Source organism: Pauljensenia sp. 20925_1_34 (assembly GCF_041432775.1).
Classification (GTDB): Bacteria; Actinomycetota; Actinomycetes; order Actinomycetales; family Actinomycetaceae; genus Pauljensenia.
In genome coordinates, this window is sequence record NZ_JAPWAG010000038.1 from 1 (window position 1) to 17132 (window position 17132).

At 66.7% G+C, this 17132-nt stretch carries 13 protein-coding genes; 8 read left to right on the plus strand and 5 right to left on the minus strand.

Features of this window, described 5'->3' with window-relative positions; translation table 11 throughout:
• Positions 1 to 336: 336 nt before the first annotated feature.
• From O3669_RS10190 to O3669_RS10200, 3 genes are all read right to left on the minus strand, one after another.
• Complete coding sequence (locus tag O3669_RS10190) at positions 337 to 2940, minus strand: DEAD/DEAH box helicase (protein ID WP_371524684.1); 2604 nt, start codon at positions 2938 to 2940, stop codon at positions 337 to 339.
• 259 nt (positions 2941 to 3199) lie between these two features.
• On the minus strand, positions 3200 to 3688 hold the full coding sequence (locus tag O3669_RS10195) for a YbjN domain-containing protein (protein WP_295918238.1): 489 nt from the start codon (positions 3686 to 3688) through the stop codon (positions 3200 to 3202).
• Complete coding sequence (locus O3669_RS10200) at positions 3685 to 4143, minus strand: YbjN domain-containing protein (RefSeq protein ID WP_371524666.1); 459 nt, start codon at positions 4141 to 4143, stop codon at positions 3685 to 3687. Before O3669_RS10200 ends, O3669_RS10195 begins: the two co-directional genes overlap by 4 nt.
• A gap of 270 nt (positions 4144 to 4413) precedes the next feature.
• Here O3669_RS10200 and O3669_RS10205 point away from each other — a divergent pair, with 270 nt between their 5' ends.
• The 5 genes from O3669_RS10205 (at position 4414) to O3669_RS10225 (ending at position 11248) form a co-directional block, all read left to right on the plus strand.
• Positions 4414 to 5553, plus strand: coding sequence for a phosphatase PAP2 family protein (locus tag O3669_RS10205; RefSeq protein WP_295966844.1), 1140 nt, complete (start codon positions 4414 to 4416; stop codon positions 5551 to 5553).
• A gap of 378 nt (positions 5554 to 5931) precedes the next feature.
• On the plus strand, positions 5932 to 6453 hold the full coding sequence (locus O3669_RS10210) for a hypothetical protein (RefSeq protein WP_371524668.1): 522 nt from the start codon (positions 5932 to 5934) through the stop codon (positions 6451 to 6453).
• A gap of 717 nt (positions 6454 to 7170) precedes the next feature.
• Entirely contained in the window at positions 7171 to 9069 is a 1899-nt protein-coding gene (locus tag O3669_RS10215) for a ribonucleoside triphosphate reductase (RefSeq protein ID WP_371524670.1), read from the plus strand.
• Complete coding sequence (locus O3669_RS10220; RefSeq protein WP_371524672.1) at positions 9020 to 9883, plus strand: anaerobic ribonucleoside-triphosphate reductase activating protein; 864 nt, start codon at positions 9020 to 9022, stop codon at positions 9881 to 9883. Before O3669_RS10215 ends, O3669_RS10220 begins: the two co-directional genes overlap by 50 nt.
• Before the next feature lie 117 nt (positions 9884 to 10000).
• Positions 10001 to 11248 (plus strand): sodium pump decarboxylase, encoded by a 1248-nt coding sequence (locus O3669_RS10225; protein WP_371524674.1) that lies wholly within the window; start codon positions 10001 to 10003, stop codon positions 11246 to 11248.
• A gap of 167 nt (positions 11249 to 11415) precedes the next feature.
• On the opposite strand, the gene O3669_RS10230 is transcribed toward O3669_RS10225, so the two are convergent.
• Positions 11416 to 12564, minus strand: a complete 1149-nt coding sequence (locus tag O3669_RS10230; protein ID WP_371524676.1) for an acyl-CoA dehydrogenase family protein — start codon at positions 12562 to 12564, stop codon at positions 11416 to 11418.
• Positions 12565 to 12717: 153 nt separating this feature from the next.
• Here O3669_RS10230 and O3669_RS10235 point away from each other — a divergent pair, with 153 nt between their 5' ends.
• Positions 12718 to 13323: a LytR C-terminal domain-containing protein gene (locus O3669_RS10235; RefSeq protein ID WP_295968874.1), complete on the plus strand. Its 606-nt coding sequence runs from the start codon at positions 12718 to 12720 to the stop codon at positions 13321 to 13323.
• Positions 13324 to 13411: 88 nt separating this feature from the next.
• Here O3669_RS10235 and O3669_RS10240 read toward each other — a convergent pair whose 3' ends face one another.
• A complete protein-coding gene (locus tag O3669_RS10240) occupies positions 13412 to 14659 on the minus strand; it encodes an App1 family protein (RefSeq protein ID WP_371524678.1) in 1248 nt (415 codons plus the stop codon).
• A 278-nt stretch (positions 14660 to 14937) separates the two neighbouring features.
• Here O3669_RS10240 and O3669_RS10245 point away from each other — a divergent pair, with 278 nt between their 5' ends.
• Together O3669_RS10245 and O3669_RS10250 are read left to right on the plus strand one after the other, a co-directional pair.
• Positions 14938 to 15897: a hypothetical protein gene (locus O3669_RS10245; protein WP_371524680.1), complete on the plus strand. Its 960-nt coding sequence runs from the start codon at positions 14938 to 14940 to the stop codon at positions 15895 to 15897.
• Positions 15894 to 16970: a hypothetical protein gene (locus tag O3669_RS10250; protein ID WP_371524682.1), complete on the plus strand. Its 1077-nt coding sequence runs from the start codon at positions 15894 to 15896 to the stop codon at positions 16968 to 16970. Before O3669_RS10245 ends, O3669_RS10250 begins: the two co-directional genes overlap by 4 nt.
• Positions 16971 to 17132: the final 162 nt, after the last annotated feature.

Below are 17132 nucleotides of genomic sequence, written 5' to 3' on the forward strand. Positions count from 1 at the left end.
TCGCAAGTCGCCGCGGTTGAGCTTGTTACCCGCGCATGCGGATAGGAAACGAGCACGCGGATAGCTTATGAACATGCGGATAGCTTCGTAACCTATCCGCGAGCGCCTAACCTATCCGCGAAGGCGTAACCTATCCGCGAGCGCCTTACCTATCCGCGAGCGGCACGCCTGTCCGCCGCCGCGGTTAAGCTTGTTGCCAGCGCATGCGGATAGGAAACGAGCACGCGGATAGCTTATGAACATGCGGATAGCTTCGTAACCTATCCGCGAGCGCCTAACCTATCCGCGAAGGCGCAACCTATCCGCGAGTGGCACGCCTGCCAGCCGCCGCGACGCTCATCCGTTGTGCTGTCGATCGGTCTGGGTGGCTGGCGCCCGCTCGCTCAGGTAGGTCAACAGCGTGATGGCGCCCGCCTTGGACAGGGGCTCGTTCCCGTTGCCGCACTTGGGGGATTGGACGCAGCGCGGGCACCCGTCCTCGCAGTCGCAGGAGGACACGGCCTCGAGCGTGGCGGCCACCCACGACTGCGCGCTGGCAAAACCTGCGAGCGCGTGGCCAGCGCCGCCCCGGAACGCGTCGTGAATGAACACGGTGGGTGCGCCCGTGTCGTCGTGCAGCTCGGTCGACAGACCGCCCAGGTCCCAGCGGTCGCAGGTGGCGACCAGTGGCAGGATTCCGATCATCGCGTGCTCAGCCGCGTGCAGGGTTCCCGCCAGGTTGGCCGCCTCGATCCCCATGGCCGCCAAAGCGGTGGGGGTGAGGGTGAACCACGTGGACTTCGTGGGCAGCGTGTGCGTGGGCAGGAACAGCTCGATGTTGCGGATGAACTCGAGCCCGGGCAGGCGCAGCAGGTCGTAGTCGGTGACCCGCGTCGACACGTTCGTCGGCCCGTGATGCCAGGCGACCGTCCCGTCGGCGCTCACCCACGTGTCCTCGACCGCGCACACCTCGACGCTCGTGTGGGTCGCCGAGCGCGTGCGCAGGGGAGTGCGCACCTCCTCCACCAGGGCGACGCGCGCGTCGTCGGCGCGTGCGGGCGGGATGATGATCGACGAGGCCTGGGCCGCCTCCCGCTCTCCACCCCCAACGCGGTTGGTTTGCTGGGGGCCGCCCGGCACCTCGGGCAGGAGTGCGCGCGGCCACCCCTGGGTGGCGGGCGCGGCGGGCGTGGTGAGGGAGCTGAGACTCAGGACGTGGAAGGTGCGCCCCTGGTGGATGTAGATAGCGCCGGGGAAGACGTGGGCGTCGGCGGAGGCCTGGTCGATTGTGCCGACGACGGTGCCGGTGGCGGCGTCGACGATCTGAACATCGCCGGCGGCTCCCCGCAGGTCGGTGAGGTCGCTGGGGCGTTCGGGGCGGGTGGCGTCCCAGAAGAATCCGGCTGGGCGGCGCTTGAGGTATCCGTCGGCGACGAGGCGTCCCACGACTCCTCGTAGCTCCGGTCCAAAGTACGAGATATCGGACGGCGTGATCGGTATCTCTGCGGCCGCCGCGGCGACGTGCGGGGCCAGCACCCACGGGTTGGAGGGGTCGATGACGGAGGCCTCGACCTCACCGAGAATGTGCTCCGGGTGGCGCACCAGGTACGCGTCCAGCGGGTTGTCGGAAGCGATAAGCACCGAGGTTCCCGGCGCGCCCGCGCGACCCGCACGCCCGATCTGCTGGCGCAGGGATGCGCGCGTGCCCGGCCAACCCACCGTGATCGTCGCGTCCAGCCCGGAGATGTCCAGGCCCATCTCGAGCGCCGACGTCGTCGCCAGCGCCCGCACGCCTCCGGTGCGGATCGCCTCCTCGAGCGCCCGGCGCTCCTCGGGCAGGTAGCCGCCCCGGTACGCGCCGACCCGCCCGGCCAGAGCCGACCCTCGCGACGAGAGGCGGTCGCGCACCTGCGCGGCCACGGCCTCGGCCCCCGCGCGCGAACGCACGAAGGCGAGGAGGCGCGCCCCCTCTTCGACGAAAGCGGTGGCCAGGTTGGCGGCCTCGACCCCGGCGCTGCGCCGCACGATTGGGACCTTGAGGGTGGCAGTGCCGGGCGGCGCGTCGAGGGCCTCCAGGAAGGAAGAGATGTCGACCTCGGACTCGTCGGCCATGATCGCGCCCTGCCACAGGACCAGTTCGTGGGCGCCCGCAGGCGATCCGTCCTCGGTGATGGCGACCGCGTCGCGCCCCGTGAGCGCGCGGCCCACCGCGCCCGCGTCGCGCACGGTCGCGCTCAGCATGACGACGCGCGGATCCGCCCCCAGGTGGTGGGCGACGCGCAGCAGGCGACGCACAACCAGCGCGATGTGCGAGCCGGTCACGCCGCGCCAATGGTGCGCCTCGTCGATGACGATGAGGCGCAGCGACGCCAGGAAACGCGACCAGCGCTGGTGCGACGGAAGCATCACGTAGTGCAAGAAATCGGGGTTCGACAGGATCAGGTCGGCGCCCGCCCGCGCCCACTCCTTCGCCTCGCGCGGCGTGTCCCCGTCCACGGTCGTCGCGCGCACGCGACGCAGGCGCTCATCGACGAGGCCGGGGCTTCCTTCCGGGTCCGCGCTCGCCTGTGTGTCGGTGGGCTTGTCGTCCTGGCCAAGCAGCGCCATGAGTGAGGCCAGCTGATCCGCTGCCAGAGCCTTTGTCGGAGCCAGGTACAGGGCGGTCGGGCGACGGTGAATCGCGGAAATACGTGACGAATCCTCGGCTTCCACCAGGTCTGAGAGGATCGGCGTCCACGCGGCCAGCGACTTGCCCGATCCGGTCCCCGTCGCGAGTACGACGTCGCGGCCCTCGCGCACAGCGTCCATGGCCTCGCGCTGATGAATCCACGGGCGCTCCACGCCGCGCCGCGCCCACGCGTCCACGACCGCCGGCGACACCCATTGCGGCCAATCCGCGATCCGCCCCGAGCGCCCCGGCAGCGTCACGTGGCCGAGGAGGCGATCATCCCCGGCGCTCAAGCGCTCCAACACGCCGAGCAGGTCAGCGGGGGAGGGAGAGGACAGGGACGCGGCGCGCCCGGAGGACGCGCCTCCCGGCTGAGTGCGGACGGAGGGGTCGCCAGCGCATTGGGCAGACGTGTGCTGCCGAGAAGAAGGGGCGTCCCCAGAGCGCGCGCGATCGGGCGAGCCCGCCACGGCCTCGTTGGAGGAAAACTCAGAAGGGGAGGGGGAAACTGAGCGCGCGGAATCCGAAGAATCCGAAGAAGACGGCGAGCGGTCAGCGCTCATCCGACTCCGGGTTCACCCACCCCAGGGCCTCGGTGGCCGACTCCTTGACGTATTGCATCGCCGCGATACCCGTCGAAATGCCCGAGGCAATGACGTCGCGCAGCTGATCGTTAGACAGGCCAGGCTTCGTGTCCACCACGAAATCCGCGTACACGCCCAGCTTTCCCTCGGGGGTCGTCGCCGTGTAGACGGTCGGAAAGTACTTCTCGCGATTCCAGTTGTCCGCGGTCGCGAACATCGCGTGCTCGCCGGTTTCCGCCGGAATATCCGGCTCCCACAGCGCGCGAATCGACAGGAAGCGCCCGGCCGCGTCGAAGGACACCAGGAAAGGAATACGGTCGAAGATCGCACCGCCGGCGCGCCCCTCCTCGATCACGTCCAGGGCGTAGCCCATGTCGCGAATCCCCGCCACCACGCGCTCAAAGTCGGCGGGGTAGGGCGTCGTATCGTCCTCGGGAACCACAAAAGGAACGTTCATTGCTGCGCCTCCGCACTCTTGCCCGCCCAATCCACGAACCCGGGCAGCGTCACCTCAAGGTCCGCGAAGAACCCCATGATCATCGACATGGAGGTCTCGAAAAAGTGATCCAGCTGCGTCTGCGTCAACCCGGACAGGACGACGATGTTGCACTCGGCGATCAGGCCGTACTGCGTGCCGTCCTCGAGGGGCGCCACGTAGGCCTTGGGGCCGGTGCGCGTCGAATTGCAGGTCGCGACTTCGCGGGCCAGCTCCCCGAACTGCTCGGGCGTGCGGGCGATTCCGCGCCACTGGGCGCGCAGCTGCAGGATCTGAGGGTTCGTGGCATTCCAGAAAAACGCGGCGTTCGGCGTCAGGTACGCCAGCTCACCCTCGTTGTAGTCGCCGAAACGTACGTCGCGAGACCGCAATAAATCTCGAATACGGTCAGTGCTGACAGGTGAAGAAGCGGCCACTGACAACTCCCGAGTGAAACGTGCAGAATCGGACACACCCACTCTAACCGAGGCCCCTCACGTGCGCGCGCCCACATCCGCCTCACCACTCGCCGCGAAATCGCTTGTGACGAGGTCGTGGTTCGCTCGTCGGGTAGCGTCCATTACCGCTGGTCCAGGCTTTGAAACGCGTCTCCAAGCCATGATCGGCACCGACTAATCCGCGAAGTCGCGCCACACTCCACTACAGTGTGTACCGACATCACCGCATCGACACGAATGGAGGACAGTTTGGACGACCCTAATTCCGTGCTGCCCTCCGACCCGACCGTCGACGAGTCCTACACGCGACACTCGCGCCCCGTCAAGCCTCGCGCACGCTCCGGCGCTCGCGCCGCAGGCGAGGAACGCGGGTCTGCGACCGGCGCTGCCAACGCCGCCGGGGCCAAGGGGCGTAAGGCCGCCACGGGCACCGCCTCCACCAAGGAACGCCCCACTCGCGGGCGCACGAAAGCCGACCCGAGCGTCACCACGGACGAGGCCGGGGCTGAGCCCACGCCTCGTCCCCTGAGCGCCGATGGCTGGTATCGACGCAAGCTCTGCCGACGCCTCGTCGGCGTCGTCTCCTGCATCGCGGCGACCGCGCTCATTAGCTACACCGCCCTGAGAGACGCGTACGGGCAGGTGCTCGACACGATCCTCATGGAAGGGACGATGAGGTCGGCCCGCCACTATGAGGCTTTCTCGATGCTCGTCACCGGCCTCGTGTCCGTGCCCGTCCTCGTCGGCGTTGGCGTCGGCGTCGCTCTCCTCGCGGCTGTCCGGCGGCGCGCCACCCTGGCCGGGCGAGCCCTCGGCGCTGTCATTGGCGCCAACGTCACCACCCAAATCCTGAAGGACTACGTCCTCACGCGCCCCAGCCTCGGCGTGACGACCGGCGTCGTGAACTCCCTGCCGTCTGGCCACACGACCGTCGCCGTGACCCTCTCTCTGGCCCTCATCGTCGTCGCACCCCAATGGTTCCGCGGCCCCTCCGCCTGGATCGGGTGGGCGTGGACCTCCCTCATGAGCGTGTCCGTCATGATGGAAGGCTGGCATCGGCCCTCCGACGCCATCACGGCCGCCCTCATTGCCGGCGCGTGGGCCCTCGCCCTGTCACCCATTGAGCGGCGACCCCGCCACGGCGTCAAGATTCAGCGCGCCATGGTGTGGGCGTGCCTGGGGCTCATCGTCATCGCGGTCGTCGCGACCATCGCGGCCATGTGGGGTTTCAGCATGTCCTCCGCGGCTCCCGGATCCGGCTACGGGTTCGAGGACTTCCTGGAAATCCGACCCTGGCGCTCTCGCGTCCTCGGCGTCGCCGCCGTCGCCTGGGTGAGCGCGATCTGCGGCCTCATCATCCATGAGGTCGACCGCCTCGCGGGCGAATAATCGCTGCTGCCTGCGACAGCCCGGGTTATGGATGCCTGGGGGCGGCGGCCCGCCCGCGAGATCGCCACACGCGAGCCTGCGGCTCGGAGTGGTCGATCTCGAAGCCCGGCCAGGCCCTGCCGCCGCCCCCAGGCACCCTAGTTGGGCTGCTCGCGGGTGGACTGTCTGTATGTCCGGCCAGGCCCTGCCGCTGCCCCCAGGCACCGTAGTTGGGCTGCTCGCGGGTGGACTGTCTGCATGTCCGGCCAGGCCCTGCCGCCGCCCCCAGGCACCCTAGTTGGGCTGCTCGCGGGTGGACTGTCTGCATGCCCGGTCGCCGCCGAGGCCGCGCTCCTGGGATAATGGGGGTGCCCGTTGTTGCCTCGTGAAAGAATCGCTATGGCTCCCGCCTCTGCTGTTGTTACGTCCAAGCCTGCGCGCCTCATTCTGGGCCTGCTGCGCCTCGCGGTTGGCTTCATCTTCCTGTGGTCGTTCCTGGATAAGACCTTCGGGCTGCATTACTCGACCGGCCCGTCGCGCGCGTGGATTCGCGGCGGCACGCCCGCGCAGAGTTACCTGACGGGCGCCACGACCGGCAAGCCTCTGGCCTCCTTCTTCGAATCCCTGGCCGTGCCCGCGATCGACTGGGCGTTCATGCTGGGTCTGCTCGGCATTGGCGTGGCGCTGGTGCTCGGCATCGGTACGCGCCTGGCGGCCTTCGCGGGCGTCGTCATGCTGGGCTTCATGTACGCGGCTGTCGCCCCGTGGGTGTGGGGCTCGCTGAACCCTGTCGTTAACGAGCACCTGGTCTACGCGCTCGTCCTGATTCTCATTCCGCTGACGAGCGCGGGCGACACGCTGGGGCTGGGTACCTGGTGGAAGGGCCTGGGCCTGGTGAAGAAGCTGCCCTTCCTCATCTGATCCGCATCCATCGACGAGGCCGTGGCCGGTTTTCCGGTCGCGGCTTCGCTGTGTGTTGGGGGGCTGCGGTGTCGATGGTCGTTGTGTCGTGGTTTCCCAACAATCTCGCATGCAGTTCCCCGTGATTGTGAGCGGGAAAATGAGGTCAGGGTCACGGTTTCCTAACAATCTCGCACGTAATTCCCGCGCACGTCTTTCAAACATTGAAATTCGCTCGTTGGAATTGCAACGTTTGTGGCGGTTGTTGAAGTATCAAGCAAACGAATTACGTGCGAAATTTCTGACGCAGGGGCTTGGGGGCGCGGGGAGTGGGCCACCCCGTCGGTTCGAGCATCTTGCTACGGGACATTGGTCCCCCGTCGGTTCGAGCATCTTGCCACGGGACGTTAGTCCTCGATGGATGTCGAAAAAGTGCGCGCGTGGCGAGGGGAACAGGGCGACTCGCGAGATGAGTACATGTCACTCGAATGACACTAGATATTGTGGTGACTGTTCGTCGGAAATACTAGATCTAGTGTTTCGTGGTGGCCATGCCCTACATCTTGTGGAGGCTCGCACCGGGCGGAGGGCAGCGCCTCCACCCACAGTGCCACGGCCTCGTCCCACAAGGGCGGAGCATCCACGACGTGTCGAACACGCATCCGAACAGCACCGGCGCCCACAGGAGTGCAGGGCCCGCGGCGGCACCGAGATGAACAACAAGCGCCCAGAGCAAACGTGCGGAAACGCAGAAAAGACAGGACCAGGAACATGACTAGCGCACCCCGCTACGACGTCGACGCCATCGCAACCGTGCAGGAGTACCTCGACCGCTCCGACTGGCGGGTGAACGCCAACGCGAACCAGGGGTATTCGCTCGGTGGTCTGGTCCTGAACTCTGCGGGCAAGATCGTCGCCAACTACTGGCTCGAACACGTCTACACCCCCGAGATCGGCGCCCCGCACCGCGAGGGCGACTACCACATCCACGACCTCGATATGTTCGCCGGGTACTGCGCCGGCTGGTCTCTCAAGCGCCTCATCCAGGAGGGTTTCAACGGTGTTGGTGGCGCGATCGCCTCGGCCCCGCCCAAGCACTTCTCTTCGGCGTGCGGCCAGATCGTCAACTTCCTCGGCACCCTCCAGAACGAGTGGGCGGGCGCCCAGGCCTTCTCCTCTTTTGATACCTACATGGCCCCCTTCGTGCGCCTGGACAACATGGAGTACGAGGAGGTCGTGCAGTGCATGCAGGAGCTCATCTACAACCTGAACGTGCCCTCGCGCTGGGGCAGCCAGTGCCCCTTCACGAACCTGACCTTCGACTGGACATGCCCGGACGACCTCGCGGACGAGTATCCCCTTATTGGCGAGGAGGTCGTCGACTTCACCTACGGCGAGCTGCAGCGGGAAATGAACCTCATCAACCGCGCGTTCATCGAGGTCATGACGGGCGGCGACGCGGACGGGCGCGTCTTCACGTTCCCGATCCCGACCTACAACATCACGCCCGACTTCGACTGGGAGGGCGAAAACGTCGACGCCCTCTTCGACATGACCGCGAAGTACGGCCTGCCCTACTTCCAGAACTTCATTAACTCCGACCTGGACCCGCACATGATCCGCTCGATGTGCTGCCGCCTGCAGCTGGACCTGCGCGAGCTCCTCAAGCGCGGCAACGGCCTCTTCGGGTCGGCCGAGCTGACCGGTTCGATCGGTGTGGTCACGCTGAACATGGCGCGCCTCGGCTACCTGTACAAGGGCGACGAGGAGGGCCTCGTCGCGCGCATGGATGAGCTCATCGACCTGGCCTCGAAGTCCCTCGAGATCAAGCGCGAGACCATCCAGTACCACATGGACCACGGCCTCTTCCCCTACTCGCAGCGCTACCTGGGCGCGCTCGACAACCACTTCTCGACGATCGGCGTCAACGGTATGAACGAGATGGTGCGCAACTTCAGCGACGACGCCTACGACCTGACGGATCCGCGCGGCTTCGACATGTGCGTGCGCGTCCTGGATCGGGTGCGCGAGCGCATGGTCCAGCTCCAGGAGGCCACCGGCCACATGTACAACCTGGAGGCCACCCCCGCGGAGGGCACGACCTACCGCTTCGCGAAGGAGGATCGCAAGCGCTTCGCCGACATCATCCAGGCGGGCACGCCGGACGAGCCCTACTACACGAACTCCTCGCAGCTTCCCGTGGGCTACACGGACGACCCGTTCCAGGCCCTTGAGGATCAGGAGGTCCTGCAGGGCAAGTACACGGGCGGCACGGTCCTGCACCTGTACATGGGCGAGCGCGTCTCCTCGGGCGAGGCCTGCAAGGAGATGGTGCGCCGCTCGCTGACGGCCTTCAAGGTCCCCTACATCACGATCACGCCGACCTTCTCGATCTGCCCGGTCCACGGCTACCTGGCCGGCGAGCACTTCACCTGCGAGAAGTGCGCGGCCGCCCACCCCCACGCGGAGCCGCAGGCCTGCGAGGTGTGGACGCGCGTCATGGGCTACTTCCGCCCGGTTCAGTCCTTCAACATCGGCAAGAAGGGCGAGTACCACGAGCGCCAGATGTTCTCCGAGAGCGCCGCGGATGCGCACGGTGAGCTCGTCAGCGCGTTCCCTCCCGCGGGGAGCCGCTGACGTGGGCGCTCGTCCCCATGACGGCGAGGCCGGGGCAACCCGGGAGGGCACGCTGAGCCTGAGCGTCCCCGGCCTCGTCAGGGGGCGGGATGCGCGCGAGTGGACGCCGGACGACCTGCAGATCGCGGGCCTCGTGCCGATGTCGACCGTGGACTGGCCGGGGAAGTTCGCGGCGTCCCTGTTCTTGCAGGGGTGCCCGTGGGCGTGCCCCTACTGCCATAACAGCGCGATCATCGACCCGCGCATTCCGGGCGTGGTCGCGTGGAGCAAGCTCGAGGATCTGCTGGCGCGCAGGCGCGGCCTCCTGGACGGCGTCGTGTTTTCCGGCGGCGAGGCGACCCGCCAGATCGCCCTCGGCGCGGCGATGGCGCGCGTGCGCGAGCTCGGCTTCGGCGTTGGCCTGCACACGGCCGGCCCCTACCCGCGGCGCCTTGAGGACCTGCTGGGCGCCGGCCTTGTCGACTGGGTGGGCATCGACGTGAAGGCCACGCGCGATAACTACGAGGCCGTGGCCGGTCGACCGGGTGCCGGGGCGCGCGCATGGGAATCCCTGGGCGTCGTCCTGGACCACCCCGAGGTCGACCACGAGGTGCGCCTGACCGTTTATCCAGACGGTCCGGGCGACGGTTTGGCCGTTGCTCGCGCGGCTCGACGGATGGGCGTCAAGTCCTTTGCGCTCCAGCAGGCACGAGAATTCGGTACACCGGAAGGTTTTGAGGCCTCGCGCGGTGGATGGGACGATCAGGTGTGCGCGCTCGCGGCCGATATCGAGGAGCTTAATTTTGACACCTTCGTCTTCCGACATAACTTGTAGGGGTTTTGTCAAGTGACAGAGCCGTATCGTGGTCAGGAAACCGGACAAGGTTTCACCTGTGGCGCGTGAGCGCGGTATTGTGGAATAACCGCGTGACCGATGAAGTCTGGAGCACCGATGGCAGAAGAGCTGCATTTCGATAATCCTGCGGCGGCAGCCCAGGACCCGTCGACCGACGCCGAGGCGCTGCGCCAACTGGCGTACCGCTACCCCGAGCTGCGTCCGGTCGTGGCCGCGCATCCCCGTGCTTATCGTGGGCTGCTGGACTGGCTGCACCAGTTCAACGATCCGGCGATTAACGCCGCCCTTGAGGCGCGCGATGACTACGACGGCTACATCGACTCCAACGGCTACCTCGTCATGCACGGCGACGTGTCCGGCGCCGTTGCGGGTTCGTCGATTCGCACCTCCGAGTCCGGCATGTACGTGCTGGGTCAGGGCGGCGTGAATTCGTACTCCCAGGTCGAGCGCACGACCCCCTACACCGCTGTCGCGGGCGCGAACAAGCCGGTCCCGAAGGTGGGAGCGCGCGAGCAGGTCGTCGCCCAGGTGCAGCGCCAGTCGATCATGGGCAACACGGCCGCGCAGGATCCCGATGCCACGGCCGTGTACCCGTCCCCCGTGGTCTCCTCCTCGTACCCCACCCCTGGGGGATCGCCTGCCTCGGCCTCGGCGAGCACCCAGACCACCCAGCAGATCCCGCAGCCCGTGCCCACCGCCACCCCGGCCGCCCAGTCGGCGGCTCAGCCGGCGGCCAGCAAGGCTCCGAGTGAGCGCCGCCCGCTGTCGATCATGGCGATCGTGCTCGTCAGCCTGGGCGTCATCGCGGCGATCCTCCTGGGCATCGTCATCTTCGTGTTCACGCGCGGATACGAGGGCCCCGCGGGCGGTTCGAACCCGACGTCCTCGGCGTCCTCCTCGACGAGCCCCCAGCCGTCGGCCAGCGCCACCACCAGCGAGCCGGTCAAGTACCCGGCTCCCGCGGGCGCGGTGAAGGTCGATAGCTTCACCATGCCCTCGCGCAACATCACCTGCTCCTTCTCGGACACCGGCGTCAGCTGTGGCATCGCCGAAAGCAACTGGGCCGAGGAAGGCTACGCCTCCTGCACCGGCGGCAAGGTCGGCGTCCTGAAGGCCACGAAGGACGAGTCCACGCAGTCGTGCGAGAGCTCTATGCCCTCGGGTGGGGACACCATCGCGCACGGTGTGGCCGCCACGAAGGGCGACTACGCGTGCCGTTCCACGGCGGACGGCGTGACCTGCTGGAACACCAAGTCCGGCAAGTCCTTCGCTCTGGCCCGCGCCGGCTGGATGACCGGCTCGACCGGCGAGATTTTCCCCTCCGACTTCGAATGGAACCAGTAAGGCGACGCGATTGTGAGCGGATCCCGAGGATGTGCTCGGGGTCCGCTTCTTTGGTGGGTGCTCGAGGCCCGGGCGGGGCCACGCTCGCAGCGTACCGGCGCGCTCACGGCCCCGGGCGGGGATTCGCCGTGCAGCGGCGCCCGGCCCCGGCCTCGTCCCCGGGGACGTTACTGCGGCTTCTCGATGGGACCCAGGATCAGGTTCGCCCACGCGGCGTGCAGGGACTCCTGGTCGGAGGGCTGGAACAGGCCGGCGAGCGCGTCGCGGTACAGGCGCGAGAGCTCGTGCGTGTTGTAGTAGGCGCTGCCGCCGCACGCTCGCATGGCCTGTTCGACGGCGCGCAGCGTGGCCTCGGCGGCCGCGTTCTTCGCGGCGGAGAGCTGGGGCATCCAGGAGCGGCCGCGGTCCACGCCCGCGTCAATGTCGCGAGCCAGTTCCCGGATCTGGGGGCCGACCGCGTTCATGATGAGGGCTGCCTCGGCGATGCGCCAGCGGATGTCGGGGTCGTTGGAGTAGGTCGTCTGGTTCTTCACGGAGCGGCGGCGCGCCACGTGCTCGGCGGCCACCTCGACGGCGCGCTCGCCCACGCCCTGGTAGGTGGCGGCCAACAGGATCTCGAAGTGGGAGAAGATGCCGAAGATGACCGGGTCGGTGCTCGGGCCCGGGTCCGTGATCGTCAGGATACGATCGGCGGGCACGGTGACGCCCTGAAGGAGCGTCGTCATGGACTGGGTGGCGCGCATGCCCAGCGTGTTCCAGTCGTCCTTGATCGAGTAGCCTTCGTCGTCGCGGTGGACGATGCCGAACACGGACTTGGGGCCCTCCTCGGTCTCCGCGCGGCCGAAGATCAGCAGGCGCGTCCACACGGGGGACAGGGAGGTGAAGATCTTGGTGCCCTCGAAGGAGTATCCGCCGTCTGCCGTCGCGGTCGCGCGCGTCGTCGAGCCGAAGAGCACGAGGTCGTTGCCGGGTTCGGAGATCCCGAAACCGAAGACCTCGCCGGCGGCCGCGTCACGCAGGATCTGCTCGCCACGCGCGTTGCCGGCCGCGACCAGGTGGCGTCCCAGGCCGACGATAATCTGGTGCATGTTGATGCCCAGCGCAGTGCCGGGCGCGGCCTTGGCCAGCGCCGTCTGCTCGGCGGCGATCTCGGTCAGGCTCAGGCCGGCACCCCCGAACTCGGTGGGGACGAAGGCCGCGAGGTAGCCGGCGTCTCGCAGGTCGGCGAGATCGCGCTCGGGGTAGGTGTTGGTCGCGTCAGCCTCGGCGGCGCGCTCGTGGATGCGGGCAAGGAGGTCGGTGTCCAGGAAGCTCATCGCAGTCCTTTTGTCGGGTTGTTTTGGGGACGAGGCCGGGGCCTGATCTTAGGGTGCCCTTACTGTATCGCGGGGTGGGGTGTGGCGAGATGTAACGCTCCCGACGGGGCGTTGTCTGGCCTCGGGGTGCCCCTATTCGATAGTGTTGAGACCGTGAGTACACCGAATGAGCCCAGCCCTGCCCTCACGCCGCGTCAGCGGTTCCTGCGCGAGCGCCAGCAGCGCCAGAACCTGACTTTCGCGATCGTGGGTGTCGCGCTGATCGCTATTGCGTCAGCAGCGGCCCTCGTGTTCTCGGGAATCGTGTCGGTTCCCTTCGGTAACGACTTCTCTGTGAAGGTCAAGTACGCCGAGGTGGGCGACATCCCGTGCCCGACGGCGGACTCGAAGCCCGTGTCCCCTTCGCAGGTGTCGGTCACGGTCATCAACACGACCCAGCATCAGGGCCTGGCCTCCAAGGCCACTGACATGCTCACGACCGCCGGATTCCAGACGGAAGAACCCAAGAACGACGACATCGAGTACACGGGCAGGGTGCGCATCACCGCAGGTCCGAACGGTGTCGACAACGCCTACTCCGTGGCGCGCTTCTTCCCGGGCGCTCACGTGCGCCTGACCGATTCACAGGACGCCGCCGTCACGGTTGAACTCGGTACCTTCTACGACGACGCGATGAGCGCCGAGGACGTCCAGCGCGTCCTGAAGTCCACCGACCCCATCGCACAGCCCGCGAAGTGCCGCCCGATGTCGGGCTCCTGAGACCGGAGGAATAAGCAACGCGGAAGGCCGCCCCTCGGGGCGGCCTTCCTGCTTGTCGGGGCGGGGGCGGCGCGCGTCCCGCCCCTCCTCAGTGCTGGGAGAGGGGACCTGCTGTGCCCCGGCCTCGTATATTGTCGAGCAGCGCGTGCCCGTTCGACCCGTACCACACGGGGATGCGCTCGGGGACGGTCCACAGGGCGTCGGGCACCATGGCCTCGAAGCTGCCGTGCGCCATGAACTGCTCGATTTCGGACAGGGAACGGATCGCGATGCCGGCGACGCACTGGGGGTGCTCGCGGGCGAACTCCGCGTAAATCTCGGGGTCGTGCTGGCCATCGTCGCCCACGAGGAGCCAGCGCACGTGTGGGAACATGCGGGCCAGGCGGCGCAGCTCGCGGCGCTTGTGTTCGGGTCCCGAGCGGAACCAGCCCGTATTCGAGGGGCCGAAGTCCGTCATGAGGAATCCGCCCGCCGGGTAGCCGGAGCGCTCCAGGAACGAACGCAGCGTGGGCACTACGTTCCACGCGCCGGTCGACAGGTACATGATGGGGGAGTGGGTGCCCTCGGGTACGCCCTCCGACGAGGCCGACGACGTCGTCAGGGTCGTCAGCAGGTCGGCCATGCCGGGGACAGCCTCGCGGGAGGAGACGCGGTCCAGGAAGGCGTGCCTGGCGGCGGTGACCAGGCGCGGGAGCATCGACACCATGACGGTGTCGTCGATGTCGGAAACGACGCCGAAGTGTTCGTCGTCGGAGATGATGCGCACGCGCACGCGGGCCGGGCGCCCGGCGCGGATGCGGCCCTTGCGGGGGCGCTCGTACATTGCCGAGGGCGGGGCCGGCAGGGGGGTCGCGGTGCGCAGCGTGGTAGCGAGTTTGGAGGCCGTGTCTTCGGAGAGGCCGAGGGCGCGCACGTCGCCCGCGTGCAGCACCTGGATGGTGGCGTTGTGCCAGCCGGGTTCGAGGCCGTGGCCGAGCACCGTCATATCGACGAAGCCGCCGCGGTCCGCGAAGGCGAGCCTGCGGGCGGTGCCCACCGTCACGAGGACGGGCTGGCGGGGGACCTGCGCGTTGAAGAACTGGCGCCATCCGCGGCGGTTTTGCAGCCACGTGCGGGAGTCGTCGCCGCGGGCCATGAGGACGCGGCCGAGGATGCGGGCGCTGCGCTGGGAGCCGATGCCGCCGAAGCCGACGACTCCCGGGTAGAACCAGCCTTTCGACATGGCCGCGACCAGCAGGGTCGACGCGAATTCACCCGCGCCGGCGGTCAGTGCCAGGGCGAGTGAGGGGGACTCGTCGTCGATGAGAGGGGGACGGAATAGCATCAGGCCAATCATAGGGCTTCGCGGCCCCGGTGGCGCAAGGATCGGGGCTTTTGGGTGCGAGTGGCCCATGGTAGGCTGACCGTGTAGGAAAAGGGTGTGAAGATGCATGTGACAGGTCTTTCCCAGCGTGGGGAATCGTCGCTGCGACTGGAGGGGAAACCATGCGACTACTGCTGCAATTAGGCATCGTCGTCTGTCGATTCGTTAAACGTGGACCGGGTGCCATTGTCGGGCTCGCTCTCCTGCTTGCGTGCGGGGTCGGCCTGGCATCCTGGTATCGAGACCTGCCTGTGACTGAGCCTCAGACTCCCGAGACGCTCGCGCGCGAGTACGTTGATCTAATCTTCACGGGTCGCTACGCGGAGGCTGAGGAGTACGCGAAAGTCGAGTCGCGCACGTGTTCTCGTGGCGACTGCTTTCTCGATCCATCGCTCGCCACGCCCATTGAATATCCGCAGCTGGTCGAGCTGACGGTCAAGCCAAGAAGCGGAGAGCGGAACAACGAGAGCTATCAGGTGCTCGTTCGATACACCCTTGGGGGAAAGGAATCGTGGGGCAGCTTTACCATCGTTAAACAGCCTGAGCACTACCCGACCCCGGGAGTGCGAACGGTGGGCGGATGGATGATTTATAAGCCCTGGCAGAGTCAATCAACGATCAGGATCGATGATGTCTTTGCGTCTGCGAGTGTTGGCGACCTTGAGGTCTATCGGGGGCATGGCATTGGTTCCGGGCGGAGGAGCTACTCGTGGGAGTACATCACGATGCGAGGATATCCTGCCATGTACGACCTCAACGTCACGAAGATTGCCGACCGGTGGCTTGTGCTGATACGCGATCGGAATAATCAGGAGGAGGATTATGGCGATTATGATTCTGTCCCCTTCTCTTTGGGGGAGGAAATGTCAATCGAAGCGGTCATGGCACCCGAGGACTACGACGAGCTGTACGTCCAGGTTGAGCGCGAGCTCCGTGCCTGTCTGCGTGGCGAGCCGTCCCCTGTGTGCACTCGCCAACTGTCCGGGAAGGGTGAGGAAGGGGCTGTACTGACGGTCGTTACCGATCTTTGGAACCGCCCGAGTCTTGACTCTGTGACCGAGGAGGACACCCTCTCGGTGGAGGTGACATTCCCCGATGGGCGCACGGAGTTTGTTCGGGTGAAGTGGCGATACTCGCAAGACTCGACGGGCACGGTGAGCATCACGTTGGAAACTGAGCTCCCCCCGTGGGAGAAGGAGAGAAGGGGATGACGATGAGGCTGATTCGCTATGTCAAGCGCGGGCCGGGAGCGTTTGTGGGGCTGGCACTCCTGCTGGTCCTCGGGGTCTTGGGATGTACCGCGTATGGGGACTCTCTGCGTTCTCAGATCACGCCTGAACAGGCCGTGCGAGCCTACGTCCAGCTGATCATCGACGGGAAGTACTCGGAGGCTGAAAAGGTTATTCCCGCCCGGGACAAGCGGTGTGGCGGAAGGTCGTGCAGGGTTGGCGACGACATCTCGGAGCTGCGCGTTGAAGCCCCGCAGCTGCTGGATGTGACGGTGAACAAAGATTGCGGGGAGAGGAACGTCAGGTGCATTGCGAAGGTCCGCCTGCTCGTGGGAGGTGTCGAGCAGGAGTACCAGTTAAGCCTCACTCGTGACGAGAGCGAGGGATCCCCCGTGACGGGATGGTGGCACCTAGATGGGGCACTATACGGAGAGTCAACGGTTGTTCTCGACCCGTTATTCGCGACGGCGACGTTCGGAGACGACTACGAGTTCGCGCAAGCGGGTCCCACAGCCCCCACGGGGTCACAGTGGCGTATTATTCGATCGGCCTACCCCGGGGTGTACGAGCTTCGCGTCTTCCCGATCGCTCATCACTGGCGCCATGTTCTGAGCGACACTCAGGGCAATGAGCGGTGGTCCGGGGAATCGGATAGCATCCCCGTTTCCCTCGGTGGAAACTATCAGCTGAGCGCTGTTTTGTCGGAGCGTGACTTCAACGATGTTCACGTGGATGCCGAGCAGGAAATTCAGCGGTGCGTGCGCGGCGAGGAATCTCGCGTGTGCCTGCAGCGCCTACGTGGGCACAGCGCCGAGGGCATGAGGGTGTCCTTTGATGATTCACCCGAGGACGTCGCCGTCTGGAAATCCCCAATTGATCTGCACGAGACCGGGGTGACGGTAGCCTACGCGGATGGGACGTCGAGCCACTTTAACCTCTGGTGGCGCTTCGCGGTCGATGGAGACGACGTGCACGTTACCTACACGTCTGGCCTCTATCAGCGAGCCATGCCGGTCGATGGCTCGGGTTCGACGATGAACGAAAGGGCGTTCTGATTCATCGGTGCCGCCGGTGTTCGCGAAGTGCGAGCGCCGGCGGCACTGTCGTGCGCCGATTAGTGGCTCTTCGCATTGTGGGGTGTGGGTGGTGTTCAAAGCGTCCCGGGGATCGTGGGCAGTGTCGTGGGACGACGACCGAACACAGGAGTTCGCCTTGGG

Bases quoted from the DNA above. Each gene is read 5' to 3' on its own strand.
- O3669_RS10195 (WP_295918238.1), bottom strand. From the start codon at position 3,688: ATGAACGTTCCTTTTGTGGTTCCCGAGGACGATACGACGCCCTACCCC.
- O3669_RS10210 (WP_371524668.1), top strand. From the start codon at position 5,932: ATGGCTCCCGCCTCTGCTGTTGTTACGTCCAAGCCTGCGCGCCTCATT.
- O3669_RS10220 (WP_371524672.1), top strand. From the start codon at position 9,020: ATGCGCACGGTGAGCTCGTCAGCGCGTTCCCTCCCGCGGGGAGCCGCT.
- O3669_RS10225 (WP_371524674.1), top strand. From the start codon at position 10,001: ATGGCAGAAGAGCTGCATTTCGATAATCCTGCGGCGGCAGCCCAGGAC.
- O3669_RS10230 (WP_371524676.1), bottom strand. From the start codon at position 12,564: ATGAGCTTCCTGGACACCGACCTCCTTGCCCGCATCCACGAGCGCGCC.
- O3669_RS10240 (WP_371524678.1), bottom strand. From the start codon at position 14,659: ATGATTGGCCTGATGCTATTCCGTCCCCCTCTCATCGACGACGAGTCC.
- O3669_RS10250 (WP_371524682.1), top strand. From the start codon at position 15,894: ATGACGATGAGGCTGATTCGCTATGTCAAGCGCGGGCCGGGAGCGTTT.